Consider the following 25,799-nt stretch of genomic DNA (forward strand, 5'->3'; position numbering starts at 1 on the left):
GATGATCAAAGTACGGGATCTGGCGCGCACCTACCAGATGGGCGACATCGAGATTCACGCGTTACGCGGGGTCAGCTTTGACATCCACCGTGGTGAATTTGTCGCCATCATCGGCCCTTCGGGTTCAGGCAAGAGTACCCTGATGAACCTGATTGGCTGTCTCGATGCACCCTCCGAGGGGAGCTACGAACTCGATGGGTTGCCGGTCGAACTGCTTGATACGGAACTGCTAGCCGCCATGCGCAACCGCAAGATTGGCTTTGTCTTTCAACAATTTCACCTACTGGCACGAGGAACTGCGCTGGCGAATGTGGCGCTGCCGCTGGCCTACCGGGGCGGCATTTCGTCAAACGAACGGATGGAACGCGCTGCGGCGGCACTCGAACGGGTCGGGTTGGGCAATCGGCTTGATCATCGTCCGCACCAGCTTTCTGGTGGTCAGCAGCAACGCGTTGCCATCGCCCGAGCCCTGGTGAACGACCCGGCGCTCTTGCTCGCCGACGAACCAACAGGCGCACTCGATACCGCCACCAGCGCCGAAATCCTGGGCCTCTTTAGCGACCTGAACCGTAGTGGCATGACCGTCGTGCTGGTAACCCACGAACCAGATGTCGCCCGCGCCACCCGGCGGCTGCTCGAAATCCGCGATGGTCGGCTGATGCGTGACGTGCCAACAAGCGAAGCCTGGGCGAGCCAGCCGACGCCAACCCAACGCCGACGGCGGCTACCGGTGCGCCAACAATGGAGGATAGCGCCATGACAGCACACGATAGCGCAGGTGAGCCAAGCGCGGTACGGACGCACGAGGCAGCGGCCCTTGATGCCGCCATTGACGACCTGCTCGCCGGGGGCATCAGTTGGCGTGAAACAGCGCACTTTGCGTTTGAGACGCTGCGCACCAATCCAGTGCGAACACTCCTAACCGCCCTTGGTGTCTTGATTGGCGTTGCGGCAGTGATTGCCCTGCTCGCCATTGGACGTGGTTCGCAAGAATCGATCACCAGCAGCATCACCGCCAACGGGGCCAACCTGATCACGCTTCGGCCAGGTGCCTCAACGAGTGGCGGCGTACGCGGTGCCGTCGGCGAAAGCGACAGCCTGACCATGAACGATGCCGAAGCGCTGGCCGATCCTTTGCGCGCACCAAACATCGCCCTAGTCTCACCGGAATATGCTGGCTCAGCGCAGCTTGTTACGGGTAGCAACAACGCCAACGCCCGCGTCACCGGGGCCACCCCAGTCTACGCCGAGGTACACAATACCACCGTCGAAGAGGGTGGGTTCCTCAGTGAAGCCCAGAACCGCAGCGCCGAGAACGTCGTCATCCTTGGCGCAACCATCGCAACCACGCTCTTCCCTGATGGCGGAGCGGTCGGCGAACAGGTGCGGCTGAACGGGCAGAACTTTACCGTGATTGGTGTGCTCAAAAGCAGTGGCGGCACTGGCTTTGGCTCGGTCGACGACGGCGTCATCGTACCACTAACGACTGCGCAGCGTAAACTCTTTGGCGCACGGGCAATTGGCGGCAGCTGGAGCGTCTCGACGATTGTGGTGCAGGCAACCAGTGCGGAAACAGTGGATGCAGCCGCCGAAGAAGTCGCAACGATTCTCCGTGAAGATCACAGCCTGCCCGCCGACGGCAGCGGCGACACCTTTAGCGCGATTAACCAGCAAACAATCCTGGAGACCGTAACGCAGACGACGCAACTGCTCACGCTCTTTCTTGGCGCTATCGCAGCAATCTCGCTACTCGTTGGTGGCATTGGCATCATGAACATCATGCTCGTCTCGGTACGCGAACGCACCCGCGAGATCGGGCTACGGAAAGCGTTGGGGGCCAAAGAGGGCGACATTCTCTTGCAATTTCTCTTCGAGTCGCTGGCCCTCAGTGGCGTAGGCGGGCTGGCGGGACTGATCCTTGGCAGCGCGATCGCGCTTTCGGTCAACCTGACGGGCCTCGTCACCGTCAGCCTGAGTTGGGACGTTGCGCTGCTTGCGTTTGGCTTTGCTCTGGCGGTCGGGCTCTTCTTTGGCATCGCGCCAGCCCGCAGCGCAGCCCGACTCGACCCGATTGTCGCGCTACGCTATGAGTAGGTTATGCAACTGATCCTGGAGTATACTGCACACATACACGTCAGCAACCTTACGAATCCCTGGAAAACGAAGTAGCCTATGCGCGCAACAATCTTGATTATTGATGACCATCAGAGTGTGCGAACACTGGTGGCTGAGTATCTCGCCGAACAAGATTATCACATCCTGACGGCGGCTGATGGTGAGGAAGGGCTCGTCGTTGCCCGTCAGGGCAAACCAGATCTCGTCTTGCTTGATATCATGATGCCAAAGCTAGATGGGTTAGGTTTTCTGCAAGCCTTTCGTCGCGATTATACAGCCCCGGTGATTATGCTGACCGCACGAGTGGAAGAGACCGACAAAGTTGTGGGGTTAGAACTCGGGGCCGACGATTACCTGACCAAACCCTTTAGCATGAAAGAATTGCTCGCACGGGTACGGGCCCATTTGCGCCGGGCCAGCCTGGTTCAACAGACGCTTGTGGCCGAACTGCTGCGTGTCGGTGACCTGAGCCTTAACCGGGGGACGCGGGAAGTGCTTGTCGGCAACCAGCCAGTGAGTCTCACGCCATCGGAATTTAGTTTGCTCGAGGCGATGATGGCGGCCCCGGGGCGAGTCTTCAGCCGTGAGCACCTGCTGGAACTGCTGCAGGGCAATACGTACGAAGGCGTCGAGCGCACGATTGACGTTCACATTCGCAACTTGCGACGCAAAATCGAAGCCGATCCGACCCATCCATGCTACATCGAAACCGTCTTTGGTGCAGGGTACCGCTGTCGTCACCGCCCCGCCTAGCGGGTAGGTGGGGCCTACAGCTCCTAGCTAAAAAAACGAGTTGCAGGGCGGCAGCCCTACACTATCTCAGCCGCCCGCAGGGCATAAACATGAAATCCCTTACCACACGCCTTGTGCTTGCCTTTGCCATCACCAGCCTGGCCTCGATTGGCCTTGCGGCGATCTTTGTGCGTCAATTTGTCACGACGCAGTTTGATGCGTATGTGCTTGAACAGCGCCGCGATGCGTTTGTCACCCGGGTCGCCAACTACTACGCGACCCACGGAAGCTGGGAAGGTATGACACCTGCGACCTTTTTCGAGAACCGCAGCGACGACCTGTCAAGGCCGGGCGGATGGCAGCCTGATGGAAATCACTTTGAGCGCATCGCGTTTTTTATTGCCGATGCCGAAGGGCGCATCGTCCTGTCACCGAATCCGCTCTGGCGGGGAGAACCAGCGCGGGCTGAAGATCTCGCTCGGGGCACGCCGATTCTGGTCAACAACGAGCAGGTTGGCACCTTTGTCCTGCTCGAGCCACCGCTCGAGCGCAACCCTGCCGAAGAAGCGTACCTGGTGCGTACCGATCTTGCGCTTGGTGCCGCCGCGCTCGGCGCGGTGCTTGTCGCCCTGAGCCTGGGGTTTATCTTGGCCCGCCTGATCACCCGCCCGATCCAGGATCTCACCAGCGCGACCCGGGCACTTGGCGCGGGTGAACTTGGGCAACAAGTCCCTGTTCGCTCACGCGATGAACTGGGCCTACTCACCACCCAGTTCAACACGATGAGCGCTGATCTTGCCCACGCCACCGAATTGCGTCGGCGCATGACCGCCGACATAGCCCACGATCTACGCACGCCGCTCACGGTGCTTTCAGGCTATCTCGAAGCCATGCGTGACGAGAGCCTGCGCCCTACCCCGGCCCGCTTTGCCGCGATGCACGACGAGACCCAGGTACTCTTGCGGCTCGTCGAAGACCTGCACACCCTCTCGCTCGCCGACGCGGGCGAATTGAAGCTCAAGCGCCAACCCACCGAACCAAAGGCCTTGCTTGAGCGTGTCGCCACGAGCTATCGGCACACCGCCGATCAGCAGGGCGTCGCGCTGATCCTCAATGTACCCGACGGCTTGCCAGCCATCGAGGTAGACATCGAGCAGACGATCCGCGCCCTCAACAACCTCGTCGGCAACGCCCTGCACCACACCCCATCAGGTGGCGAAGTGATGCTCGCCGCCCATCGCGAAACAGCGCATCTCGTCTTCGAGGTCTCAGACACTGGAACTGGCATCGCACCCGAGCACCTGCCCAACATCTTCGAGCGCTTCTACCGCGCCGACGCCTCACGCCAGCAAACCACCGGCGGCTCGGGCCTTGGCCTCGCCATCGTGCGCTCGATCATCGAAGCGCATGGCGGCAAGGTCAGTGTCGACAGCGCCCCCGGCGAAGGGACAATCTTTAGGGTACGCGTACCCTTCGCATCTCACCGACGCTTGATCAATTCGTAGCTCGTAATCGTCAATAGGTAGAAGATGGCGTCGGCAGCCAGTTTACCAACAATAGTGCCGAACAGGGGCGAGGGGAAGATCACGAGGGCAAGGGCAAGTACCGCAGGCCCTACGAGTAAGCTATCGAAGAGTTCCGCAGGACCAAATTCCACCAGCATCGCCGTGAACGTCGCACGCAAGGACGACCAAGAGGCCCCTCCGCGTCGCTGGAGATCGCGCCAGAAGATGACACTATAAAAACCCAGACTCTCGGTCCAGGTACCAACGAGCGCCGCAAGCAGAATATTGCCACTCCATTCGAGGGCGAGTAGGGTGCAGACAACCGTGGCAACGAGGCCAGCAGCTTCAGCTGGGAGGTAGCGGTGTAGCCAGACACGCGGTCGTCCGGTCATCTCCATCAGTGCCATAGATCTCCCCAATGCATTCAGGTATGCACTGAGTATAACGAGCCAGCGTCTGATGCGTGTCCCAAACGAGGGCACTTTCTTCCCAGGTTTGCGTGAGGTGGGAAGATGACCGTAAGGCCCAGTTGTGCATGACAAGGCTGGGGCGCACGATGCCAGCGTTGCTGTCATTGTGCGCCCCAGCTTGGGCAGAGAACCGAAAACCCTATTCCGCTTGCTTCCGCCCAAAGCGCAAATACGCCAGTGGCCCGACAAAGCTCACGAATGAGGCCAGTGCCCACGCCCAACGCGGGCCGTTGACCTGCTCGGGCGGGCGGAAGAAGAGGTCCACCAGTGCTGTCGCCAGCAAACTCAACTGGACACTCGTCAGCACAAGAAGGAGACCCCGTTGTTTGGGGGAGAGTTCGCTCCAGGCCATTTTTTTCATGATCGCCTCCGTTGGATCAGTTTTTCAACTTCGATCAAAACAAAGAGGAGCATGCCCATGCCCACACAGATCAGCATGTCGTTGAGTGTCAAGGGCAACAGGCCAAGAAAGAGACCCAGTGGGCTAAAGAGGGCAAGCACCTGTAACCCGACTACAAGAACAATGATACCCCACATAACGCGATTCGAGAAGACCCCGATGGTGAGAATCGACTCGGTATTCGAGCGGGTCGCCAGGGCTTGAAAAACTTGCAAGAGGGTTAGGCTCACTACCATCATCGTCTGCCATTGCGCCAGACCGTCCTGGTAATACCAGAAACCTACCCCCAGGGCGAGCACGCCAATCACCACCCCAACCCACGTCACCTGCCATCCCATACCGCCCGCAAAGATGCCCTCGGTCGAAGAGTGGGGCGGACGGTGCATCACATGCCGCTCGGCAGGCTCCATGCCCATGCTCAACCCGAGCAGTCCGTCGGTCATCAGGTTGAGCCAGAGCAACTGCAGGGGCAAGAGCGCGACGGCAGACTGTGTCGGCATACCAACCACAAAAAAGAGCAACGGCCAGAGTAACATGACCAGCACTTTGCCGATATTGCCCGCGACCGCGAACTTGACAAAGCGGCGCAGGTTATCATAGATCACCCGGCCCTCTTCGACAGCAGCAACGATCGTGGCAAAGTTGTCGTCGCGCAGCACCATCGCCGATGCTTCTTTGGAGACATCGGTGCCAGTGATGCCCATTGCCACGCCGATGTCGGCTTTTTTCAAGGCTGGCGCGTCGTTGACTCCGTCGCCCGTCATCGCAACAACGTGCCCCTGGCGTTGCAGTGAGGCGACGATTCTGAGTTTATGTTCGGGGCTGACCCGCGCAAAGACGGCGGTCGAAGCAGTCGCTTGCACAAGTTGCGCATCATTCATTGCGCTCAGTTCGCTGCCGGTGACGACGGTCTCGTCAGTAGCAATGCCAAGCGTCCGCGCAATATAGCTCGCGGTCAAGGGATGGTCGCCGGTAATCATGACGGGCCGAATACCAGCCTCGCGACAGGTTGCGACGGCCGCACGCACCTCGGCACGCGGTGGGTCGATCATGCCGAGAAGACCGAGGAAGATCACATCGCGCTCGACCTCGTGGATCCGTTCGGTCGAAACGAGAGGCCGAAAAGCCACCCCCAGCACCCGAATCCCATTGCGGGCCAGCCGTTCATTATCGGTCAAAATCGCCTGACGCCACGTCTCGGTCAGCGGTTCAGGCCCACCTTCAGTCCAGACCTGACTTGTGATTTCCAGCAAGCCATCGGCAGCCCCTTTGGTCACCGCAACATAGGCCATCTCAGGCGCATACCCCTCAACCCCCCAGATCGCACCGAGATGGGCATCAATGATCTTCTGGGGACGGTGATGCACAGTGGTCATACGCTTGCGGTCGCTATCAAAGGGCAACTCGGCGACCCGAGGCATCGCGTGCTCAAGATCATGCTTGAGCAACTGCCCATTGGCAGCCGCCACCAGCAACGAGCTCTCGGTTGGATCACCCACCAATTCATACTGACCTGTAGCGGGATCAAGGCTCAGCGTTGCATCATTGCAGAGCGCTGCCCCGGCAAGCAAGAGCGCCGAGCCGATGGGTTTCTGGGTGCGCAATTCCTGCATAGCCGCATCAGGATTCAAGAGCGCAACCGGGCCGTGGTGGCCATTCTTTAGCTCAACCAGCATCCCCGGCAGCACCACCATCGTTACGGTCATCCGGTTCTCGGTGAGCGTCCCGGTCTTATCCGAGCAGATCGTCGTCACCGAACCGAGCGTCTCGACGGCAGGCAACTTGCGAATCAGCGCATTGCGTTTGAGCATACGTTGGGCACCAAGCGCCAGCGTAAACGTCACCACAGCCGGCAGACCCTCGGGGATCACCGCGACAGCCAGCGAGACGGCGGTAAGCAGCATGATCGTCACCTGCTCACCCATCCAGAGGCCAATGCCAAAGATGAGCACCGCCACAATCACGCCCGCAAAGGCCAGTTGCTTGCCAACCATATCGAGGCGCATCTGCAGTGGCGTCGCCTCGTTGGGCACGGCCTGCAGCAGATCGGCAATCGTGCCAAGCTCGGTCTGCATACCCGTTGCCACCACCAGCGCACTCCCCCGGCCATAGGTCACCGTTGTCCCAAGGTAGGCCATATTGCGACGATCAGCAAGGGGCACCTCAGCGCGGGTCAGCGCTTCGGCAACCTTCTCAACCGGTTCCGACTCACCGGTGAGGGCCGACTCTTGAATGCGCAGGTTAATGCTCTCGATAATGCGCACATCAGCGGGCACCAGATTGCCCGCTTCGAGCGCAATCACATCGCCGGGCACCAGTTCACGTGCGGGCAACTCAAGCAGTTTGCCATTGCGATAGGCACGAACACTGGGCACAGCAAGTTTCTTGAGCGCCGCGATCGCCTTCTCGGCGCGGTACTCTTGAAAAAAGCCGAGCACCGCAAAGAGCACCACAATCGCCAGAATCGCCCCCGCCTCAAGGAATTTGCCAAGGAAGAGCGAAAGCACTGCCGCAGCAATCAGGATCAGTACCATCACATTGGTAAACTGCTCCCACAGGATCTTTGCGGGATGTTTGCCACCACGCTCGATGAGTTCATTGGGGCCATACTGGGCCAGACGAGCCTGGGTTTCACCCTGATCAAGGCCGGTTGAGGCGCTCGATAACATCTCAAGGGCCGCCTCGGGCGCTAAGCAGTGCCACATCTGATCCTGCGGCTTGGTAGGCATTGTGTCAGGGGAACCTTTGCCCTGATCGTGGGAAGGGGGGAGCGAAATATTCATCGGGGAACCTCATCACTACAGGTGATGGTGCGCACAATCATGCACAAAAACCACCACGATACCTTGTTATCGTGGTGGTCTTGCCAATCGTGTCGAAACACGAATCGATTGCCGAGCGGGGGCACCGCTGTCTTGACGACAATCGAACCTGCGAGCAGGTGGCTACTCCCCAACCAGGATCTAACAGCCCTCATACACAGTATACTTCATTGGCTCATTGTTGATCTAGAGGAGAAGATCTTCACCATACGTTATGGAATCTTCTCTGCGGGGGACACCAACTGAGTTGGTGTCCCCCGCAGAGAAGATAATCTTTTTGACGACTCAGGCGATCAGGCAGAGTGAAGCTTTATCAGGGCGCGGATGTTTGCGTGCGCCTGAAAAGGTTGCAGCGAGTTCGGGTGACATATGGTGGCGGGCAATCTCACGCAGGGTAGCATCATCAACCAGCATTTGCTCGGGGCAACCCCGGCGTGCAGCACGTTGATGACGCCAGACACACAGATGGGCATAAATGGTCTGTTCGAGAACGACGGATGGCGAAGCGTTGGACATCTGATGATGGGTAGCGACAGTCATAACAACCCCCTGGCCCTGTGAACGTCGGCGCACGATGCATCTGTCAAGGCTATGATTTCACAGAGCATCCACCAAGACAACGTTTATAGTGAGTGAACCGTACCAACCTGCCAAAAGTTACGGGGCACCCGTGTGGTTCTTGGGGAAGGCCGCAGGCTCCGTATCTGTTCACACAGCCTGAGAGCGAGGTCGTCCCGCCCTCGCTCTCAGGCGAAGTGTGAACACGTACCAAACCCCCAACGGACAGCTACTTCATCCCTCCTGTGTTTGTGGTACCATCCTTGATACACCGGTGCAAAGCAGAAACGAGGAGACTATGGGACATCAGGAACATGAAGCACAGGCACAACGTGAAGGTCCGCTGACGATTCGGTGTGGGGTGCTGACGATTAGCGATACGCGCACACCTGACAATGACACCAGTGGAAGCACCATTCGCACGGCACTCACTCAGGCAGGGCATGATGTGGTAAGATATAGCGTAGTTCCCGATGAACCTGACCAGATCGTCGCACTGGTACGCAGCTATACCGCTGACGGTTGCAAGCTGATCATCACCAACGGTGGCACAGGCATTGCCCGTCGCGATAGTACGGTTGATGCCATTGACACGCTGCTCGAGAAACGTCTGCCCGGGTTTGGCGAGTTGTTTCGCATGCTTTCGTACGACGATATCGGCCCGGCGGCAATGCTCTCACGGGCAATCGCTGGTGTCTATGGTGGGGCGCTGATCTTCTGTCTCCCTGGCTCAACTGCAGCCGTCAAGCTCGCGCTTGATAAGCTGATCATTCCACAGACAGCCCATCTGATCTGGGAGACAGTACGCCAGTGATGCGAAGGAGCATGCACGCCAATGACCTCTGTAGATGCTTTTCGTAATCTGCATTATCCTAATCGCATCGGTCGTCTCTGCTTTCTATCATTGGAAGAGGTGATGGGCGAAAACGGGGTCAAGGCGTTGCTGCGCCTCGCCGATCTCCATCAATATATTGATGCGTATCCGCCCAATGACCTGAAACGCGAGTTCCCCTTCGAGGCGATTGCGGCCTATTCGGTGGCGCTTGGCACCATGTATGGGCCGCGCGGCGCACGTGGCCTAGAGTTACGGGCCGGGCGCGTCGCGTTTTCGTTGGGCCTTAAAGAGTTTGGGCCGTTGCTCGGGATGGCTGATCTGGCGCTCAAGTTGATGCCAGTCACCATGAAGTTGAAGATTGTGCTCAATGCCACGGCCCAGACGTTTGACCGCTTCAGTGACCAGTCAAGCCATGTCGAAGAAGAGCGCGGCCAGTTTAGCTACCATATCACCCGCTGCTCGAATTGTCTTGATCGCCCCGAACCGGGGCCGGTCTTCTATATTGCCCGTGGCATCATTGAAGAGGCGACGTTCTGGGTCTCGGGTGGGCGTCATTTTGCCGTGGAACAGTGTAGTTGCATCGCTCAGGGCGCTCCATCCTGTCGTTTTACCATTAGCAAGGAGCCGCTTGAATAGTATGATCCGCTGGTTATTGCTGAAATTGATTCGCTTTTATCAGCTCGCCATTTCGCCATGGCTCCCTCCAAGCTGCATCTATCAGCCAACCTGTTCGCAGTATGGCCTTGAGGCGATCAGCAAGTATGGAGCCGTACGTGGGGGCTGGATGGCGATCAAACGCATTTCACGCTGCCACCCCTGGGGGCCAGGTGGGCACGATCCTGTCCCATAGAATAGACTGCAACTTTTGACCCAGGTCGTACGTCCTACTTTGTGACGGGAAACCTCCAACCAAAGTTGAGGCCCGCACTCTGTCGCATGAGCGATGCCCGTTGGCCGTAGTTGTGCGATACTCTCTCTAGCACAATCAGCGACGGCGCATACGCGCCAGGGAAAGGTGTACGGTGGCTGAACCATCTCGTGAGTTGATTGAACAGGCCCAGCAGGGCGACCCGCAAGCCTTGACACAACTGGTGTTGAGTCAGCAACATTATGTCTATAGCATTGCGATGAGTGTCCTGAAACATCCCGAGGATGCGGCAGATCTCACGCAAGAGTCCTTTATCCGGCTGTTTCGGGCGCTGCCACAATATAATGGTGAGAGCAGGTTTACTACCTGGCTCTACCGGCTCGTCGTTAATCTGGGGCGCGATGAGTTGCGACGGCGCGGGCGTCAGGTTCCTCTGACCCCGCCGGCACTCGAAGAAGACGAGGCCGACCAGTTGGCAAGTGTGGCTGATGATGACCGCTGGACGAGTCCCGAGCATGCCCTTGATTCGCAAGAGGTGCGGAGTCAGGTACGGCGTGCGCTTGATCAACTTGAAGAACACTATCGCCTAGTCTTAACGCTCTACTATTTCGATGATCTGAAGTATGCCGATATTTCCGAGATCCTCGATATTCCGCTCAACACCGTCAAAAGCCATATTCGCCGGGGCAAGGATCGTCTGGCCGCCATCCTGGAAGCAGAAGAGCAACCTCCTCCTGCCCAGGCTGTGCCCCGCCAGCCGCGCCATGATGCCGATGGCCCCCGGACGGGTGCGGTGCCAGTGCGTTTGATGTTTGGCGGTGCATAGAGGTGAACAGATGAACGATCTGATGAAAACTCCTTCCCGTGATCCTGACGACCGCCTCGATGCGGTGTTACGTCAAGAGTTGCACTGGGAAACGCCTCCAGAGGTATCAGCACGCCTGCTGGCTCTGGTGCCTGGCAACCAGGTACCCGCTCCGGCTGTGCCAGCACCACCGCGTCCGCAGTCGTGGTACAGCATGCTCGTGCTGGTGCTGACGGCAGCGGCGGTTGGCCTTTCGCTGGGGATAGCCTGGCAGTTTTATGGTACGGTTGGGGCTGAGCTCGGGCTGATCGCGATGGTTGAGCAGTTGCGCTACGCGCCGCTGATCGGGTTGCAACGGATCTACGATGCGTTACCTGCCTCGCGTCAGGTGGTAGCCATCCTGCTGGTGATCCGCGACCAGATCCACTGGCTCCTCCTGGCAATTATGCTCTGGCTCGCTTTTGACCAGCAACCCCAACGCCAGACGGTACGGAATTGAGTCGTAGCTCAACCAAAAAGGCCGCCCCCATTGGGGCGGCCTTTTTGGTTGTTCGGATGTAGACGCAAAAGGATGCTTATTCCAGGTGGGCACTCGCACGCGCCAGTCGTGGCGGGCGTTGCACCATGCGCCGCCGCGCCATGACGGGAACCGGCGTGCGACGCTCGATCTCCAGCGGAACCGGGAAGCGTTGGGGTTGATAGCCGAGCAACTCCATGATTGACGCCTGATCCTGCTGCGGAACATACCGGGTCTGCAAGCGCCCATCAAGTTCGCTGATAATGACCCGCCCCGGCTCGGGGCTGAGGCAGTGATGCGCCCCGCCACGCCCCGAGATCATCTGCTGATAGGCACCGACACCACAAATGGCAATGACCAGGCCAGCCCCGGTGTCGGGCAACATCAACGGGGGAGCGTCGGGTCGCGGGTAGACATCGTCGCTATCGCAAGTACGCCGCCCAGCCAGGCGCACCGGGCGCACCGGGCGATCCCAGTCGGTCAAGGGAAAGATGACAAACTCCTGACCTTCGACCAACAACGCATCGGGCAAGGTCACCATCATGCTTCCGTTGATCAGGTACCAATCAGGCTCACCCGGCTGACCAGCTTTGACGGCCCCAACTTCGAGCAGGTAGACACTGTGCGTTGCCACCGTATAGCGGCCAAACTCACCAATCAGATCGGGCGGTGGAACATCGTAGGCGGCACAGGTAGCCTTGATTTCATGCATCAAACGCGTGAGAAAACCGGCATAATCAAACGCAAAATCGAGACGATAGCCGGCGGTTGGAATCCCGCCACCGAAATTGAAATAACGCAGACTCGGCACCCGACGGCGCAGCCGACAATAGCCGGCCACCGACTCGCGCAGCGTCGCCAGGAAATGCGCCTCGTCCTCGATCTGGCTCCCAACCATCGCATGGTAGAGCACGAGATCGTGCTGGCTGTTGGCGATCCGCTCAGCGGCGACCTCGATCTCCGCACTCGTCAAGCCAAAGCGGTCATTGCCAGGATGCCGTCCATCCCGATTGCCGGCTGCACGCTCACGCACGCCAAAGCGCAGCGGGGCCGACGTCTCAAGCAGCGCCTCTAGTTCGGCAAGATCATCGAGTACCGGGATCACATTGGTGCAGCCATCAAGACGCAGACCACGGATAGCCTCAAGATAGTTTGGTTCTTTCGAGCCATTGCAGCAGATCAAGCGATCAGTCGGCAGCAACCCCTGACGGTAGAGACTGCGCGCAATGGTCACATCGGCAGCCGCCGATGTCTCATAGTGAACCCCGGCCCGCAACGCTGTCTCGACGGCCTCGGCAGCAAAATTTGCCTTGGTCGCATAGGCGTACAGAAACCGACCGGGATAGGCACTGCTTGCCCGTGCCTGGGCCGCCCATGCCTGCATCCGGGAAACCTGAGTAGTAATCTGGGGCGTATAGACGACCTCTAAAGGAGCGCCATACTGCTGCGCCAGCACATTCAAATTGACCCGTCCACCCAACATAAGCTCGCCACGTTGACGCGTCATAAAACTGGTCAACGCACCATCACCATCAAGATCGAACTGATTCTGAAGATAGGTGGTATATGTCTGCTGCTTCAATTGTACCAGAACCCTCCCTCGGGATAAAGATCAAGACGCAACGAGTCAGACCGTGGGGCATTCAGACCCTCACGGCTTGCGAACAAGCATGGCAAGCGACACAATGGGGAAGCACAAAAAAACCCCTGCGCCGATGGCAGGAGTCGTTGGGGGAAGAGGCGTCCGTCAGGACGCCTCAGAAGCGCGTCATGACATTACCAGGGTAGGCGGATAGACCAGCCCCCAGCGATCTGCAGATCGGTACGATCAACTTTTTTGTGCCGCACACAGGTGCGTATATTGTCACTACCGTCCATAGACCCTCACCATAGCCCGCTCGGCACCCTGGGGACAGAAGCGGCAACCCACAATGGTTACGCTTCTCAGAGCGACATCCGTTTCGTGTTCGATGTTGCGTGTTGCGCAGTGCCGGGTGCCTTCCCGGAACGCGAAACCCGTCACCAAAACGTAACGAGGGGCGCGAATAAACTGGCTGGTTGGCCCAGCGTGTTACATTATACACCCATCAGTACCCTGTGTCAATACGCGTTTTCCTGCTTGCCAGTGAGGAAATTCGCGATTGTGCGCAGAATGATCTTGAGATCAAAGAGGAGCGACCAGTTCTCGATATAGTAAAGGTCATAGCGGGTACGTTCTTTGATGCTGGTATCGCCGCGGAGACCATTGACTTGGGCCCATCCGGTGAGGCCAGCCTTCTCTTTATGACGTCGCATATAGCGCGGGATCTCCTGGCTAAACTGTTCAACCCAGCGCGGCTGTTCGGGGCGGGGGCCAACGATGCTCATTTCGCCGATCAGCACATTGATCAACTGGGGCAACTCATCAAGGCTCGTGCGGCGCAAAAAACGGCCCACACGGGTGACGCGGGGATCATTTTCGGTTGTCCATGTGCCTAGCAACTCGGCATCGGGGCGCATCGTGCGGAACTTGATCATCCAGAAGGGCTGTTTATCCATCCCAACCCGTTCCTGGAGAAAAAAGACCGGCCCCGGCGACTCGAGACGGATCGCGAGCGCAATAAGCATGAAGATCGGTGCGCCAAAGAGGAGGATAAGCGATGCCACCACCAGATCAAGGGTGCGTTTCAAGATCCGGTTCCACGGATTATCGAGGGCTGCATTTTTGACGCTGACGAGGGGGAGGGCACTGAGATCGCCAATCGAGAGCTCGTTATTGGTGATCAACTGAAACGTGTCGGGATAGACCTTGATCGTGACCGCCTCATCCTCTGCCAGCGCAATAATTTCCAGCAGATCCTGGGTCGAGCGGGCTGAAAGCGCAATAATGACCTCGTCGGCACGGGTTGCCCGCACGACCCGCCCGAGCTGAGGGGTACGGCCAAGTACCGGCAGATCGAGCACCATGCTCCCAATCGGGGCACTATCCGAGACAAAGCCCTGCACCCGGTAGCCCAGTTCGGGGCGGTGGCGAATAATATTCCAAACGAGTTGGCCGGGATCGCGTGCTCCCACAATCAAGACACGCCGGGTGTCAATCCCATGGCGACGCAGCCAGATCACGACTGATCGATGGAGCGCCCGCAGCATCACACATGCCGCAATCGCCATCGTCCAACTCCAGGCCAGCACGTCGCGGGTAAAGGGCAACTCATCAGCCCCAATCTGGGGCAAGAGCGTATTGATCACAATCGCACCGATCGCGACCAGCGAGATAGCGGTAAAAACCTTGAACGCCTCATCGACCCGTGACGCCCCACGGCGCATCTCGTAGAGACCGTTGAAGGTAAAGACCGCGAGCGCCATCAGATTAAAAAACAGCAAGAAGCGGGCGACCACAACTGGATCAGAGGGCATAATGGCCCCCGAAGTCTCGATTGCGGGCGCAAAGAAACGATAGGTGCCAATCAACGCACCATTCAGGGCGAGCAGATCGCCAGCGATCAACATCAAAAGCAGCAACGCCCGCCAGGTGCGTGATCGCAAGTGTGGACGCACCTTAGCCGACGCGGCGTGCGGCTGGGGGGAGGAGGAGATTGCGGCCAAGTGCCATGAACTCCTTCAAACTAATACCAACTTCAATCAAGAGATTGAGTGGGGCAGCGGTTGTAGCCGCGTAATGTTTTCGATGAAAAATGCGCATCGCATCATAAAAAGCACGGATCGACGGGATGGCGCGGCGGGTACTCGAAGCCCGCTTGTAGTGATGAACGATCACCTGTGGATAATAGACAATGCGCCAACCATACGCTTTGATGCGATAACACCAGTCAAGATCCTCACCATACATAAAAAACTGTTCGTCAAGCAACCCGACCTCATCAATCACCGACGCCCGCAAGAGCATGCACGCCCCAACAACCGCATCAACCTCGGTTTCACAGGCCGGATCAAGATAGGTAAGGTTATAGCGCCCGAAACGGCGACTACGGGGAAAGAGCGTCGCCAGCCCTGACATGCGATAAAAGGAGATCTCGGGGCTAGGAAAGCTGCGCCGACAGGCCAGATCAAGGCTGCCATCGGGCAAGAGCAAGCGCGGCCCGACAACCGCCACTGCGGGATTGGCGACAAGATAATCGACCAACCCATCGAGGGCACCTGCCGGTACAACCGTATCATTGTTGAGCAGCAACACATAATCAGCCGACTGCTCGGCACTGATCGCCCGTAAGGCCAGGTTATTGCCATAGGAAAAGCCGCCATTGATCGGGCTGACGATCAGGCGGGCCTGAGGAAAGCGGTCGCGAACGATCGCGACACTCGCATCACTGGAGTCATTGTCAACCACCCAGACCGTCAGATCACAACGGGTGGGGGCAGCATAGAGCGAAGCCAAGCAATCAGCCAGCAAGTCAGCCCGATTATAGTTCAGAATGACAACCGCCAGGCGCGACATAGCTTGCTCCACGGCAACAGGGCCAGCAATCAAAAAGCGTGTATAGTATACCATACTGGCTTTGCTCACAACAAAGCCAGAGAGTTTGCCTCCGGCGGTGGGGGTTGGGGCCTGCGGCCCCCAAGAATCTCGCTTGTGCTGGCGAAAACGGTCAGCTGCGCTGACCGTTTTCGCCAGCACAAGCATGGGTGAGGAAGGTGTATGGTTTCATCGCTTGCCCGCTTGATTGTCTATGCGTGCCCGTTGGGGCCAATGGCCGAGCAGATCGCGGCGTTTTACGATGCCAGTCGTGCCCAGTTTGGGCCAAACAAGGCGCACACGTATCCACCCCATATCACGCTAACGGGTTTCTTTCACGACGAGGCCACGGCTCTTCCTATCTATACCAGCGCCCTCACGGCGGCCTGGACAACAGCCATGGCGCAACGACCAGATCAGCCGGTCATCATCACGGAACTGGCCTGCACTGAGGCCTTTCACGGCCTCTTGATCGTTTCGCCGTGGCTCGAGAACCTGGCCGCCAACTTTGCGGCGCGGGCGGTGTCGCCAAGCAGACGCGAGACCATCCGGCTCAAAAGCCAGCTGCATCTGAGTCTGGCCTATGGGTTCAACGCCACCGAAGGCCCAGCACTTGGGGGCATGGCCCAGGCCATGGTCGATCCAACAGCACCAGTGCAATGGGAGTTGCGGTTGTATGAGCAGAGTGAGGTGTGGAAGATGCACGGACTGGCCCACGGCTTATAACACGCATATCAACGAAACTGGGGCCTGTATAATAGGAATGGATCGGCTTGTTTTATGAGCCGTCCCGTTGATAACCATTTTCGTTGCCCCCCCCTCAGTGAGCAGGTTATGAGCAGACAGTTCCAGATGTACCTTGGTGACTGGCTTGGACGGCGAGCGCAACTTTCGCCCGAACGTACGGCACTCTACGACGCTCAGGGTGATATGCGCCAGATCAGTTACGATGAGTGGAATGCGACCGCGACGCGTACGGCAGCTTTGCTCCGCTCGCTCGGGATTGAACGGGGCGATCGCGTGGCTGTACTTGCCCACAATAGTCTCGCGTTTCTCGATCTCTGGTTTGCCTGTGGCAAACTTGGGGCGATCATGCAACCGTTGAACTGGCGCTTGACCCCGGCTGAATTGGCTGGTCTGATTGATGACGCGAACCCTTGCGTACTGGCGTATGGGCCAGAATTTGCGGCCACAACGCTCACGCTACGTACCACGGCCACGTCGGTACGCCATTGGATCGCCATCGAGACAGCGACCGTGGCGCATGCTGCTGATGTGCCTTTGATGGCCCGCGATGAGCACCACGAACCCGTTCCGCCAATCGAGCTTGGGTTTGATGATCCGTGGGTGATCTGCTATACCGGCGGTACCACCGGGCTGCCCAAAGGTGCCATTTTGACCCACGGCAATCTGACCTTCAATGCGATCAATACCGTGATGAGCTGGGGACTCAATGCCGATGATACGACGATCCTGAATATGCCCCTCTTTCATACAGGCGGCCTCAATGTCTTTACGGCACCCCTGGTCATGGTAGGCGGGGCTTCGATTGTCTGCAAGAGTGTTGATGTCAATCAGATCTTTGATTTGATCGCCAGTCGACTCGTCAGCATCTTTTTTGGCGTGCCGACGATCTTTCTCGCTCTGCAACAACACGAGCGCTGGAGCCAGGTTGATTTTAGCCCCTTGAAACTGGTAATCAGTGGCGGCGCACCTTGCCCACAGCCCGTGTTTGAAGAGTTTTGGCGTCGTGGGGTTGATTTCAAGACGGGCTATGGTCTCACCGAGGCTGGCCCCAATACGTTCTGGCTCCCCCCCGAAGATGTGCGGCGCAAGCCGGGTTCCGTCGGTTTTCCGCTCCTTTTCATTGATATACGCATTACCAACGAACAAGGGAGCGAATGTGAATCCGATGAGGTCGGTGAACTCTGGGTACGCGGTCCTCATGTGTGTCGTGGGTACTGGGGCCGACCTGAAGAGACCGCCCGGGCCATTACGCCCGATGGATGGCTACGGACAGGCGATCTCGCCCGCCGCGATGCCGAAGGGTACTATACCATCGTCGGGCGGCTGAAAGAGGTGATCATTTCAGGGGGCGAGAATATTTATCCTGCTGAGGTCGAGAGCGTACTTGCAGGCCATCCGGCGGTCGCCGAGACTGCCCTGGTGGCTGTGCCTGACCCGCACTGGGGCGAAGTCGGCTGGGCAGTGGCCGTGCCCCGGAAAGGATATAATTTGCAGAGCCATGACTTGCTAGACTTTGCCGGAACACGCCTCGCCCGCTATAAATTGCCCCGTCAGGTGATTATCCAAGCTGAACCGTTGCCTAAAACGGCGGCAGGCAAAGTTGATAAGCATGCGCTGCTCCGCACGTATCTGGACAATGATGCGCATCATGAAAGGTGATACCCGGTTTGTGTGTGTGTGTCAGCAAGCAATGGTTGCGTCACCTGGATGCACTCCCCTGCTAATGTGTTCGCTACGCACGCAGATACCGGATTGAAGAGAAACCATATCTGGAAAGGTTGTCCGATGATCAATCTCCCCACTATGCCGGGCATAACAACTCAGCAGGTCGCCACCAGTCGGCTGCTCCAACACGTCCGCCTGAGCGGCCCTGAGTCCGGCGAGCCCGTGATCTTCATTCATGGCAATGTGTCATCCGGCACATTCTGGGAAGAGACAATGTTGGCATTGCCCGAAGGTTTTCGCGGGATCGCCCCCGATTTGCGAGGGTACGGCGAGAGCGAATTCAAGCCCGTCGACGCGACCCGTGGCCTCGGCGATTTTGCTGATGATATCCTGGCCCTTGCTGATGCGCTGGGGTGTGACCGTTTCCATGTTGTTGGTCATTCGATGGGCGGCTCGGTCGTCTTCCAGTTGTTGGCGACGGCACCTGAACGCCTGCAGACGATCACCCTCGCCGCACCTGGCTCACCGTATGGGTTTGGGGGCACCAAGGATCTCGAAGGCACACCATGCTGGCCTGATTTTGCCGGCTCGGGGGGTGGTCTGGTGAGCCCTGAATTTGCTGGCCTCCTGGCTGCGCAAGACCGTGGCATTGACAATCCCCGCGCCTCGCCCCGCTTGGTGATGAATAGTTTCTATTGGAAAGTGCCGTTCCGCACTGACCGCGAAGAGGTGCTGCTGTCGAGCATGTTCACGATTCGCGTGAAGGCAGATCACTATCCCGGCGATATGGTCAAATCAGCCAACTGGCCCGGGGTCGGGCCGGGTGTGATTGGCCCGAATAATGCGTTGTCACCCAAGTATGTGGGCGATTTGGTCGAACGCATCCTCTCCGCCGAGCATAAACCGCCGATCCTCTGGATCCACGGGGCCGATGATCAGATCGTCAGCGATATGAGCTTCTTTGATCTCGGGACGCTCGGCAAGATCCAGGCTGTCCCTGACTGGCCCGGCGAAGAGGCCTTTCCGCCCCAGCCAATGAAGGGGCAGACACGACGTGTCTTGCAACGTTATATCGAAGCTGGTGGCTATTTCCACGAGATCGAATTGGCCGATTGCGGGCATAGCCCCTACCTCGAAAAGCCCAAGGCGTTTAATAGCGCATTCCACACGCTCTTGCACAAGAAGTGAGCTGTGTGCGTGCCTCTGCTGTTCCAACAACCAACAAGGCTGTTGGAACAGCAGAGGCACGCTGAAGTTTAGGGCTAACGCCCTCACCCCCGGCTTGCTCGCTCCCACATCACCTTATCCCAGTAAATCGGCGTGCCATTGCGGATCGTCCCCCGCATGCGAGGCAAGCGACCATCTTCGACCAGGCAAAGATCAGCACGCAGGCCGGGGGCAATACGCCCGTGTTCGGCCATGTTGAGGGCAGCAGCAGGCCCGGCAGTCACCAGGCCAATGCTGGTGGGAAGATCGGTGATGCCCTCGCGGGCAAGACCAAAGGCCGCATGGAGGAGTGTGCCGGGGTGGTAGTCGGTCGCCAGACAATCGACAAGACCCGCGGCAACGGCTTCACGAGCACTCAGATTTCCCGAATGGGAGACGCCGCGCAGCGCATTGGGGCCACCCATCACGATCGCCATGCCCTGTAGGCGGGCCTCCTGGGCCGCCTCAAGCGTCACGGGAAACTCGGCGATGGTCGCACCGAGGGTGGCGACGAGATCAACTTTCGCCGACGTATCGTCGTCGTGCGAAGCAATGGGCAGGCCCATTTCTGCGGCCAGCGCCGCAATGTCACGCGCCAGCGCCCATCGTTCTTCCAGGCTTCCTGCCTGCGCAAGACGTTGCCCTAATTCCTCTTCGACATGATCACGCGGAATGCGTCGCCATTGCGACATTGATGTGACATAGCGCTCGATGTTACGGTACTGCCCCTGCCCCGGCGTGTGATCCATCAGCGAGAGTAACTCGATCTGTCCGGTCTCAAGCAGATCGCCAAGCATCGGCGAAACAATCGGCGTTGAGACTTCAAAACGTGCATGCACACGTAGATCGATCAACAATTGTGGTCGCAACTGGTGAATATGTTCCGTCATCAGGCGCACGGTATCGAGGCGGCGGGTATTATCGTGGCTATCATGATCCCAGAATGAAAGGGCCGCGTAGGCGGTGGTAATGCCTGCCGCAGCAAGGCGCTTGTCAAGTTCAAAGATCGCCATATCAATCGGAAAATCGGCCCCGAGGCGCGGTTCGATCTCGCGTTCGAGCATATCGCCGTGGATGTCGATCATGCCAGGGATGAGCGTTAGCCCACGCCCCTCAACAATTGGCATATCGCCAACAACGGCGTCACCTTCATCAAACGCCGCGATCTGCTCGCCCTCAATGCGAAGCCAGCCACGCTCAATGACCATCGTAGGGAGGACGATACGAACATTCGTGATCAACATAGACCGCTTGCTCCTCTAGGACAATTACAGCTTTTGCCGTTTGCACACATCATTGGTCTGTAACAAAAGTTTTCTGCTCTCGGTATTGGCTTCGACAAGCTCAGCCAACGGCGGACGATGGGCGGTGCGAACGGACGGAGGCTGAGCCTGTCGAAGCTCCCGCTGGGATCAAGAAACGTAGGTTACACACTAATCATGCTACATGAAATTCTACATCAATCAATCCTGCGATATCTTCGGGGTGATGAAAGACACCGATCATCGCAACGCCAGCAGCCTTGAGGGTCTTGATCCGCGAGCACAGCGCAGCGCGGGCGTCGGGGTCAAGGGCGGACGTTGGCTCGTCGAGTAGCAGCAGGCGCCGCGGGGCGATCATCGCACGCGCCAGGTTGATCTTCTGTTGCTCGCCCCCCGAGAAGGTGCTCGGATAGGCCTGCCAGATCGCTGCCTTGAGCCCCAGCGACCCAAGCCAATCCGCTGCTGCCTCACGCGCTTCGGCGAGGCTATGCCCCGCCACGAGCAATGGCTCAGCGACAAGGTCAAGCGCCGTCACTCGTGGACGTGGGCGCAGGAACTGGGTGACATGGCCGATTTCGGTCCGGCGCAAGAGGGCTATGTCTACATCAGCGGCCGAGGCAAGATCAATTGTTCCGTCAGCCGCCGCAAAGAGCGCCTGACCCCGCTCAGGCAGGTAAGTGCGGTAGAGGCAACGCAAAAGCGACGATTTGCCGGCCCCGTTCGGCCCACGGATCAGCAACAGACTGCCCGCTTCAAGCGTAAAGCTAACGCCTTGAAAGGCTGGAATGGTGCGACCCAGGGCGTGAATGACAAAGTTCTTGCTCAGATCTTCGACGTGAAGAAGCGGCATACGTTCAGCCTCCGGCTGCGAGTGTGAGGCTTACGGCCTCCTGGAAAAGGCTGCTTCTGGCAAAAACTACCAACCTTGCTGGCAATTTTTGCCAGAAGCAGTATGGGCTTTTAGGGCGACAGCCCTCCATCAGAGACGGGCCGAGACGAGTTGCTGGGTGTAGGGATGTTGGGGATCATCAAGAATCTGATCGGTCAGGCCGCATTCGACAACTGCACCATGGCGCATGACGAGTACCCGGTCGGCCAGGGTACGAATGACGCCCAGGTCGTGCGAGACGATGAGCGTGGTGATCTGGCGCTCACGCCTCAGACGGAGCAGGGTGTCAAGGACGAGGGCTTGAATCGAGACATCGAGGCCGGTTGTTGGCTCGTCAAGCAGCAGCAAGGCCGGTCGCAGCGCAATGGCTTTGGCGAGTTGCACCCGCTGTTGCATCCCGCCCGACAGCACCGCTGGCGGATCATCAATGCGATCAGCCGGAAATTCGGAACTTGCCAACGCGTCGCTTGCAGCCCGCCGCAGCGTCGCAAAACGACGCTCGCCCGCCATGATGAGCCGTTCGGCCACATTGCCGCCACTGGTCGCCTGCATCCGCAAGCCCATATGCGGCTGCTGGTAGACAATGCCAATCTGCTGGATGCGCAGTTGCCGCTGATGAAAGCGATCGAGCGCAAAGAGGTTCTGCCCCGTGAACCCTGGCACAGCCAGGTGGTACGTGCCTGTGTCGGTTGCCTCTTCCAGGTTGAGCATCCGCAAGACGGTCGATTTGCCCGAGCCCGACTCACCGACAATGCCCACTGTTTCGCCAGGGTAGAGTTCGAGGTTCACGCCCTGCACCGCAACAATGCGCCCATAGCGCTTGCTCAGGCCGCGTAGTTCCAGCAGGGGTGCCTGTCGAACCAGGCGCGGCGGTAGCAGGCGCCGCTGGTGTGGCTGCGGTTGAGGCGTCACAGGCTCGATGTTCATACCTGGCTCACTCTGCACGGATGACCCCTGGCTGATAAAAATGGCCCTCATCATCAAAATAGGTCGCGCCAAGGGTGGCTGCGTCGCCGCGTGCGCGACGTAGCAATTTGGCGGCATACCCAGTGTCGGAAAGGCGGAACTGTGAACCACCTTCGGCAACTGGTAGTTCATCCATAAATTTGTTGCGCGCCCCGGTAAGCATACAGATTCGTCCGGCCATGTTCTCGACCTGGAAAAAGACATCTTCAAATTCAATCGGGCGCACGTCGGTATACGGCGGCACCGCATAGAGTCGCTTTTCACGTCCCGCCGAGAGCAGCGTGAGATGAGCAGCCTGGTGCAGCGCAGGCGTATCCCAGCGTGGAATGGGGCTAGGACTCATCAGATAGCGCCCGTGGACAAGAACAGGGTAGCTGGCCCCCTGCATGAACCGTCCGAAGCGCACCAGTTGTTCATAGAGCGTCAGCCACATCTGGGCATAGTCAGCATCGGCGTGCATCTCGCGGGCACGTGAACTATCAGGTTGCACCTGGCGCAGAGGTTCTGGATCGGGCACCTGCAAAACGAGCACCTGCCCCTCGCGCAGACGTTCCTCGGGCACGCGATGGCGGCTCTGGATCACCGTGGCGGCCAGGGTATCGGTTGTCGTAGCGACACTCGTCATGCGGGCAATGAAGCGGCGCAGGTTAGCCGCGTTGACCGAATCGTCGGCACCCTGGTCGATCACCTTGAGCGTATCAGTTGGACTCACGATGCTCAGCGTCACCTGGAGGCCGCCGGTGCCCCAACCGCGGGCAATCGGCAACTCGCGGCTGGCATAGGGCACCTGGAAGCCGGGAATGGCAATGGCCTTGAGCATGCGCCGACGCAATTCACGCTTCGCGAACGCATCCAGAAAACCGTAGCTGAAATCCTGACGAGGATGGGCAAGCGAGGCAAGGCTCATTGCGCGTCTCCTGGCTCTGTGGGGGCGTCGGCAGCGGTTGCGCGTGCCTCGCGAAGGGCATCGAGGCCACTCTGGAATGTGACATAGTGAGGGAGTTTGTAGTGGATGCAGAAGCCGGACGCTTCGACGGGTTCAGTATGGTAGAGCACAAACTCTTCGCTGTGGGCCGGATGCGGCTGCGGGGCATCCATCTCGAGATCGAGCATCGCCCCGGCGATGCATTTGACCTCATTCCAGCCCAGGGTTGCCGTGTAGCCGAGGCGCAATTCGGTGGCCTGCGTATTGACGACCTCGCACTGGCTGACCCGCACCCGCCCGATGCTAAAAGCTTCGCCGGTGACGGGATGGCGCAGCCGCACATCGGCATAGGCCAGCCGCAACTCGTTGACGGTCGGGTGAGCGAGGCCATAGCCACGCATACTGGCATAACCAAGTGCCAGCACGCCCCCCGTATCGGCGCGTGCCAGGGCTTGCAGGCGATGCGCACGAGGGGCCGGAAAATCGGCCGGCTCGCGGGTCAGATCAGGTAAAGAGGCCGGATCGGTGGGCGGGACTTCAGGCACTGCCGCAAGCAAACCTTCGCTACGTTGCCAATCAGCGACCGCCAGCGGCGATGGATCGTACGAGGGAGGAGCCTCGCCCGCTGGTGCATCAGATGACACGGTAGCCGCAGGAGGCGCGGATGCACTGTGCTCCTGATTGTCCTGATCGAGCAGATCAAGCCGCAGCAAGCGATGGCTATAATCAAGACTTGGCCCGAGGATCTGCCCCCCCGGGATATCCTTGAATGAGGCCGAAATGCGGCGCACGGTCAGCAACTCAGTCTGCGTCACCGGCTCGGCATACGCAAGGCGGGGTTGCGTCGAACGATAGGCCCGCAAGAGCAAGACCGCCTCGTAGAGATCGCCGCCCGTTTGGGCGAGCGCAAGTGCAGCCAATTCAGGCGCATAGAGTGAACCTTCGCCCATCACGCGATCAACAAGATACGGCAGGCTCGCTTCGATCATCCGCACCGTCGCGAGGCTCAACGGAGCATTGAGCAACTGATGCAACTGCTCGGATTGAAGGATCGCCGCCTCGCCGCCGCGTGCTGCCACATACGCCATCAACCCACCTCCACCCTGGTCGTCCGTGGCAAGCCAATGACCTGATCGCCATCCACGAGATAGAGATCCCAGCCAAGCGGATAGACAGCCACCGTCGCACGGGCACGCCAAAGTTCGTCAGGCAACCGAGCAACCGTGATCGTCAATGGCTGGGCAAGACCGGGGCCACTGAGGTGCAACGGCGTTCCATGCGCAAAACCACAGCCGAGCACCAGGGTTGCCCCACGATCCGGCTCGGCGTAGGTACCAAGCGGTGCCGTCACGAGCAGATCAAGCTCGGCGAGCGTGAGTTGAGGATAAAATTGGTAGGGTGCGTGGATCGGCGGAAGTGGACGTCCGCCGGTTGCGGCGAGGGCAGGAACAAGATCGTCATGCGGCGTAAAAAAACCGGTCTCGAGATCAAGCAACGTCTCACCGATGGCAACAAAGGCGGCCAGGCCAGCGGCGGGGAGGCGCTGAGGGCGTCCAGGGTAACTGAACGCCCACATCAACGCCGTAAAGGTCGCGTGCTGACGGAGTTCGGCGGGAGTCATGTGCGGCATAGACATCAAAACGTCTCCAGATCAACCCTGGTTTGCCCAACCGCACGCATCAAAGCTTCATCGGTCTCCACCAGATCAGCAGCCTGGACACGGGCAAAATCGGCGATAGCAGGGCCAGCGATCCCGGCACGATGGGCGGCATCGATAAGCGCAAGGGCAAGCGCCTGTTCAAGATCGCGCCCAAGACAGGCTGCATACCCTTCAACCCCAGCGACACGGACATGAGCCTCGGCCAACAAAATCTCGCCCAGGTAAAAACTGCTCTCCTGGGCCGTTTCACGAAATGGCAACATCGCCAATCCTGTTCGGTTGCGCAACACCTCTACCGGCTCAAGGCGCGGCAGCAGATCCTCCGCAAAGCGCTTGACCGCATCCGCAGGGGAGCGGGTCAAGATATCCAATAGCTCGTGTGCTTGCATCAGCATAGCC

At 58.8% G+C, this 25,799-nt stretch carries 26 protein-coding genes; 12 read left to right on the forward strand and 14 right to left on the reverse strand.

Going from position 1 to position 25,799, the window contains the following annotated elements; translation table 11 throughout:
- The first annotated feature begins 1 nt into the window (after window position 1).
- The 4 genes from EYB53_RS05820 (at window position 2) to EYB53_RS05835 (ending at window position 4,352) form a co-directional block, all read left to right on the forward strand.
- Window positions 2–760 carry an ABC transporter ATP-binding protein gene (locus tag EYB53_RS05820; protein ID WP_167857279.1) on the forward strand — a complete coding sequence of 253 codons (759 nt, stop codon included), beginning with the start codon at window positions 2–4 and terminating at the stop codon, window positions 758–760.
- Window positions 757–2,094 carry an ABC transporter permease gene (locus tag EYB53_RS05825; protein ID WP_167857280.1) on the forward strand — a complete coding sequence of 446 codons (1,338 nt, stop codon included), beginning with the start codon at window positions 757–759 and terminating at the stop codon, window positions 2,092–2,094. Before EYB53_RS05820 ends, EYB53_RS05825 begins: the two co-directional genes overlap by 4 nt.
- A 78-nt stretch (window positions 2,095–2,172) precedes the next feature.
- Window positions 2,173–2,868 (forward strand): response regulator transcription factor, encoded by a 696-nt coding sequence (locus EYB53_RS05830; protein WP_135477268.1) that lies wholly within the window; start codon window positions 2,173–2,175, stop codon window positions 2,866–2,868.
- 89 nt (window positions 2,869–2,957) lie between these two features.
- The gene (locus EYB53_RS05835) at window positions 2,958–4,352 is read left to right on the forward strand and encodes a sensor histidine kinase (RefSeq protein WP_135477269.1); all 1,395 of its coding nucleotides are present in this window, start codon (window positions 2,958–2,960) and stop codon (window positions 4,350–4,352) included.
- Here EYB53_RS05835 and EYB53_RS05840 read toward each other — a convergent pair.
- The 4 genes from EYB53_RS05840 to EYB53_RS05855 form a co-directional block, all read right to left on the reverse strand.
- Window positions 4,328–4,759, reverse strand: a complete 432-nt coding sequence (locus EYB53_RS05840; RefSeq protein WP_135477270.1) for a hypothetical protein — start codon at window positions 4,757–4,759, stop codon at window positions 4,328–4,330. The two genes, EYB53_RS05835 and EYB53_RS05840, sit on opposite strands and share 25 nt — an antisense overlap.
- A gap of 202 nt (window positions 4,760–4,961) precedes the next feature.
- On the reverse strand, window positions 4,962–5,183 hold the full coding sequence (locus tag EYB53_RS05845) for a PLD nuclease N-terminal domain-containing protein (RefSeq protein ID WP_135477271.1): 222 nt from the start codon (window positions 5,181–5,183) through the stop codon (window positions 4,962–4,964).
- Entirely contained in the window at window positions 5,180–8,005 is a 2,826-nt protein-coding gene (locus EYB53_RS05850) for a cation-translocating P-type ATPase (protein WP_205712587.1), read from the reverse strand. The genes EYB53_RS05845 and EYB53_RS05850 overlap by 4 nt, the downstream gene beginning before the upstream one ends.
- Before the next feature lie 324 nt (window positions 8,006–8,329).
- Window positions 8,330–8,584, reverse strand: coding sequence for an HRDC domain-containing protein (locus EYB53_RS05855; protein WP_135477272.1), 255 nt, complete (start codon window positions 8,582–8,584; stop codon window positions 8,330–8,332).
- Between the two features lie 316 nt (window positions 8,585–8,900).
- Here EYB53_RS05855 and EYB53_RS05860 point away from each other — a divergent pair, with 316 nt between their 5' ends.
- From EYB53_RS05860 to EYB53_RS05880, 5 genes are all read left to right on the forward strand, one after another.
- Window positions 8,901–9,416, forward strand: coding sequence for a MogA/MoaB family molybdenum cofactor biosynthesis protein (locus EYB53_RS05860; protein WP_135477273.1), 516 nt, complete (start codon window positions 8,901–8,903; stop codon window positions 9,414–9,416).
- A 21-nt stretch (window positions 9,417–9,437) separates the two neighbouring features.
- Window positions 9,438–10,073, forward strand: a complete 636-nt coding sequence (locus tag EYB53_RS05865) for a 4-vinyl reductase (protein WP_135477274.1) — start codon at window positions 9,438–9,440, stop codon at window positions 10,071–10,073.
- A 1-nt stretch (window position 10,074) separates the two neighbouring features.
- The gene (gene yidD / locus EYB53_RS05870) at window positions 10,075–10,287 is read left to right on the forward strand and encodes a membrane protein insertion efficiency factor YidD (RefSeq protein ID WP_097651897.1); all 213 of its coding nucleotides are present in this window, start codon (window positions 10,075–10,077) and stop codon (window positions 10,285–10,287) included.
- A 172-nt stretch (window positions 10,288–10,459) separates the two neighbouring features.
- Window positions 10,460–11,131, forward strand: a complete 672-nt coding sequence (locus EYB53_RS05875; RefSeq protein WP_135477275.1) for an RNA polymerase sigma factor — start codon at window positions 10,460–10,462, stop codon at window positions 11,129–11,131.
- A gap of 10 nt (window positions 11,132–11,141) precedes the next feature.
- Entirely contained in the window at window positions 11,142–11,609 is a 468-nt protein-coding gene (locus EYB53_RS05880) for an anti-sigma factor (protein ID WP_135477276.1), read from the forward strand.
- Window positions 11,610–11,685: 76 nt separating this feature from the next.
- Here EYB53_RS05880 and EYB53_RS05885 read toward each other — a convergent pair whose 3' ends face one another.
- The 3 genes from EYB53_RS05885 to EYB53_RS05895 form a co-directional block, all read right to left on the reverse strand.
- Window positions 11,686–13,209, reverse strand: coding sequence for a type III PLP-dependent enzyme domain-containing protein (locus EYB53_RS05885; protein WP_254150917.1), 1,524 nt, complete (start codon window positions 13,207–13,209; stop codon window positions 11,686–11,688).
- A 518-nt stretch (window positions 13,210–13,727) separates the two neighbouring features.
- Complete coding sequence (locus tag EYB53_RS05890) at window positions 13,728–15,152, reverse strand: undecaprenyl-phosphate glucose phosphotransferase (RefSeq protein WP_254150918.1); 1,425 nt, start codon at window positions 15,150–15,152, stop codon at window positions 13,728–13,730.
- A gap of 13 nt (window positions 15,153–15,165) precedes the next feature.
- Window positions 15,166–16,116, reverse strand: coding sequence for a glycosyltransferase family 2 protein (locus EYB53_RS05895; RefSeq protein WP_307726695.1), 951 nt, complete (start codon window positions 16,114–16,116; stop codon window positions 15,166–15,168).
- 147 nt (window positions 16,117–16,263) lie between these two features.
- Between EYB53_RS05895 and EYB53_RS05900 the strand changes: the two genes are divergently transcribed.
- The 3 genes from EYB53_RS05900 (at window position 16,264) to EYB53_RS05910 (ending at window position 19,680) form a co-directional block, all read left to right on the forward strand.
- The gene (locus EYB53_RS05900; protein WP_135477277.1) at window positions 16,264–16,806 is read left to right on the forward strand and encodes a hypothetical protein; all 543 of its coding nucleotides are present in this window, start codon (window positions 16,264–16,266) and stop codon (window positions 16,804–16,806) included.
- Window positions 16,807–16,914: 108 nt separating this feature from the next.
- On the forward strand, window positions 16,915–18,486 hold the full coding sequence (locus EYB53_RS05905) for an acyl-CoA synthetase (protein WP_254150919.1): 1,572 nt from the start codon (window positions 16,915–16,917) through the stop codon (window positions 18,484–18,486).
- 126 nt (window positions 18,487–18,612) lie between these two features.
- Window positions 18,613–19,680 (forward strand): alpha/beta hydrolase, encoded by a 1,068-nt coding sequence (locus EYB53_RS05910; RefSeq protein WP_135477278.1) that lies wholly within the window; start codon window positions 18,613–18,615, stop codon window positions 19,678–19,680.
- An 83-nt stretch (window positions 19,681–19,763) separates the two neighbouring features.
- Here EYB53_RS05910 and EYB53_RS05915 read toward each other — a convergent pair whose 3' ends face one another.
- From EYB53_RS05915 to EYB53_RS05945, 7 genes are all read right to left on the reverse strand, one after another.
- Window positions 19,764–20,942, reverse strand: coding sequence for an alpha-D-ribose 1-methylphosphonate 5-triphosphate diphosphatase (locus EYB53_RS05915; protein ID WP_135477279.1), 1,179 nt, complete (start codon window positions 20,940–20,942; stop codon window positions 19,764–19,766).
- 193 nt (window positions 20,943–21,135) lie between these two features.
- The gene (locus EYB53_RS05920) at window positions 21,136–21,810 is read right to left on the reverse strand and encodes a phosphonate C-P lyase system protein PhnL (protein WP_135477280.1); all 675 of its coding nucleotides are present in this window, start codon (window positions 21,808–21,810) and stop codon (window positions 21,136–21,138) included.
- 129 nt (window positions 21,811–21,939) lie between these two features.
- Window positions 21,940–22,776 (reverse strand): ATP-binding cassette domain-containing protein, encoded by an 837-nt coding sequence (locus tag EYB53_RS05925; protein WP_135477281.1) that lies wholly within the window; start codon window positions 22,774–22,776, stop codon window positions 21,940–21,942.
- A 7-nt stretch (window positions 22,777–22,783) separates the two neighbouring features.
- Window positions 22,784–23,722, reverse strand: coding sequence for an alpha-D-ribose 1-methylphosphonate 5-phosphate C-P-lyase PhnJ (locus EYB53_RS05930; protein WP_135477282.1), 939 nt, complete (start codon window positions 23,720–23,722; stop codon window positions 22,784–22,786).
- Window positions 23,719–24,828 (reverse strand): carbon-phosphorus lyase complex subunit PhnI, encoded by a 1,110-nt coding sequence (locus EYB53_RS05935; protein ID WP_135477283.1) that lies wholly within the window; start codon window positions 24,826–24,828, stop codon window positions 23,719–23,721. Before EYB53_RS05935 ends, EYB53_RS05930 begins: the two co-directional genes overlap by 4 nt.
- On the reverse strand, window positions 24,828–25,376 hold the full coding sequence (phnH, locus tag EYB53_RS05940) for a phosphonate C-P lyase system protein PhnH (RefSeq protein WP_135477284.1): 549 nt from the start codon (window positions 25,374–25,376) through the stop codon (window positions 24,828–24,830). The genes EYB53_RS05935 and phnH overlap by 1 nt, the downstream gene beginning before the upstream one ends.
- Complete coding sequence (locus EYB53_RS05945; RefSeq protein ID WP_135477285.1) at window positions 25,376–25,795, reverse strand: phosphonate C-P lyase system protein PhnG; 420 nt, start codon at window positions 25,793–25,795, stop codon at window positions 25,376–25,378. The genes phnH and EYB53_RS05945 overlap by 1 nt, the downstream gene beginning before the upstream one ends.
- Window positions 25,796–25,799: the final 4 nt, after the last annotated feature.

The organism is Candidatus Chloroploca mongolica, from assembly GCF_004762035.2.
In the GTDB taxonomy this organism is placed as follows: domain Bacteria; phylum Chloroflexota; class Chloroflexia; order Chloroflexales; family Chloroflexaceae; genus Chloroploca; species Chloroploca mongolica.

Coding starts and splice junctions, on each gene's coding strand:
- EYB53_RS05880 (WP_135477276.1), top strand. CDS start 11,142: ATGAACGATCTGATGAAAACTCCTTCCCGTGATCCTGACGACCGCCTC.
- EYB53_RS05860 (WP_135477273.1), top strand. CDS start 8,901: ATGGGACATCAGGAACATGAAGCACAGGCACAACGTGAAGGTCCGCTG.
- EYB53_RS05925 (WP_135477281.1), bottom strand. CDS start 22,776: ATGAACATCGAGCCTGTGACGCCTCAACCGCAGCCACACCAGCGGCGC.
- EYB53_RS05850 (WP_205712587.1), bottom strand. CDS start 8,005: ATGAATATTTCGCTCCCCCCTTCCCACGATCAGGGCAAAGGTTCCCCT.
- EYB53_RS05920 (WP_135477280.1), bottom strand. CDS start 21,810: ATGCCGCTTCTTCACGTCGAAGATCTGAGCAAGAACTTTGTCATTCAC.
- EYB53_RS05840 (WP_135477270.1), bottom strand. CDS start 4,759: ATGGCACTGATGGAGATGACCGGACGACCGCGTGTCTGGCTACACCGC.
- EYB53_RS05905 (WP_254150919.1), top strand. CDS start 16,915: ATGAGCAGACAGTTCCAGATGTACCTTGGTGACTGGCTTGGACGGCGA.
- yidD (WP_097651897.1), top strand. CDS start 10,075: ATGATCCGCTGGTTATTGCTGAAATTGATTCGCTTTTATCAGCTCGCC.
- EYB53_RS05865 (WP_135477274.1), top strand. CDS start 9,438: ATGACCTCTGTAGATGCTTTTCGTAATCTGCATTATCCTAATCGCATC.
- EYB53_RS05835 (WP_135477269.1), top strand. CDS start 2,958: ATGAAATCCCTTACCACACGCCTTGTGCTTGCCTTTGCCATCACCAGC.
- EYB53_RS05825 (WP_167857280.1), top strand. CDS start 757: ATGACAGCACACGATAGCGCAGGTGAGCCAAGCGCGGTACGGACGCAC.
- EYB53_RS05855 (WP_135477272.1), bottom strand. CDS start 8,584: ATGACTGTCGCTACCCATCATCAGATGTCCAACGCTTCGCCATCCGTC.
- EYB53_RS05895 (WP_307726695.1), bottom strand. CDS start 16,116: ATGGTATACTATACACGCTTTTTGATTGCTGGCCCTGTTGCCGTGGAG.
- EYB53_RS05930 (WP_135477282.1), bottom strand. CDS start 23,722: ATGAGCCTTGCCTCGCTTGCCCATCCTCGTCAGGATTTCAGCTACGGT.
- EYB53_RS05845 (WP_135477271.1), bottom strand. CDS start 5,183: ATGAAAAAAATGGCCTGGAGCGAACTCTCCCCCAAACAACGGGGTCTC.
- EYB53_RS05910 (WP_135477278.1), top strand. CDS start 18,613: ATGATCAATCTCCCCACTATGCCGGGCATAACAACTCAGCAGGTCGCC.
- EYB53_RS05900 (WP_135477277.1), top strand. CDS start 16,264: ATGGTTTCATCGCTTGCCCGCTTGATTGTCTATGCGTGCCCGTTGGGG.
- EYB53_RS05935 (WP_135477283.1), bottom strand. CDS start 24,828: ATGGCGTATGTGGCAGCACGCGGCGGCGAGGCGGCGATCCTTCAATCC.
- EYB53_RS05820 (WP_167857279.1), top strand. CDS start 2: ATGATCAAAGTACGGGATCTGGCGCGCACCTACCAGATGGGCGACATC.
- EYB53_RS05830 (WP_135477268.1), top strand. CDS start 2,173: ATGCGCGCAACAATCTTGATTATTGATGACCATCAGAGTGTGCGAACA.
- EYB53_RS05945 (WP_135477285.1), bottom strand. CDS start 25,795: ATGCTGATGCAAGCACACGAGCTATTGGATATCTTGACCCGCTCCCCT.
- EYB53_RS05915 (WP_135477279.1), bottom strand. CDS start 20,942: ATGTTGATCACGAATGTTCGTATCGTCCTCCCTACGATGGTCATTGAG.
- phnH (WP_135477284.1), bottom strand. CDS start 25,376: ATGTCTATGCCGCACATGACTCCCGCCGAACTCCGTCAGCACGCGACC.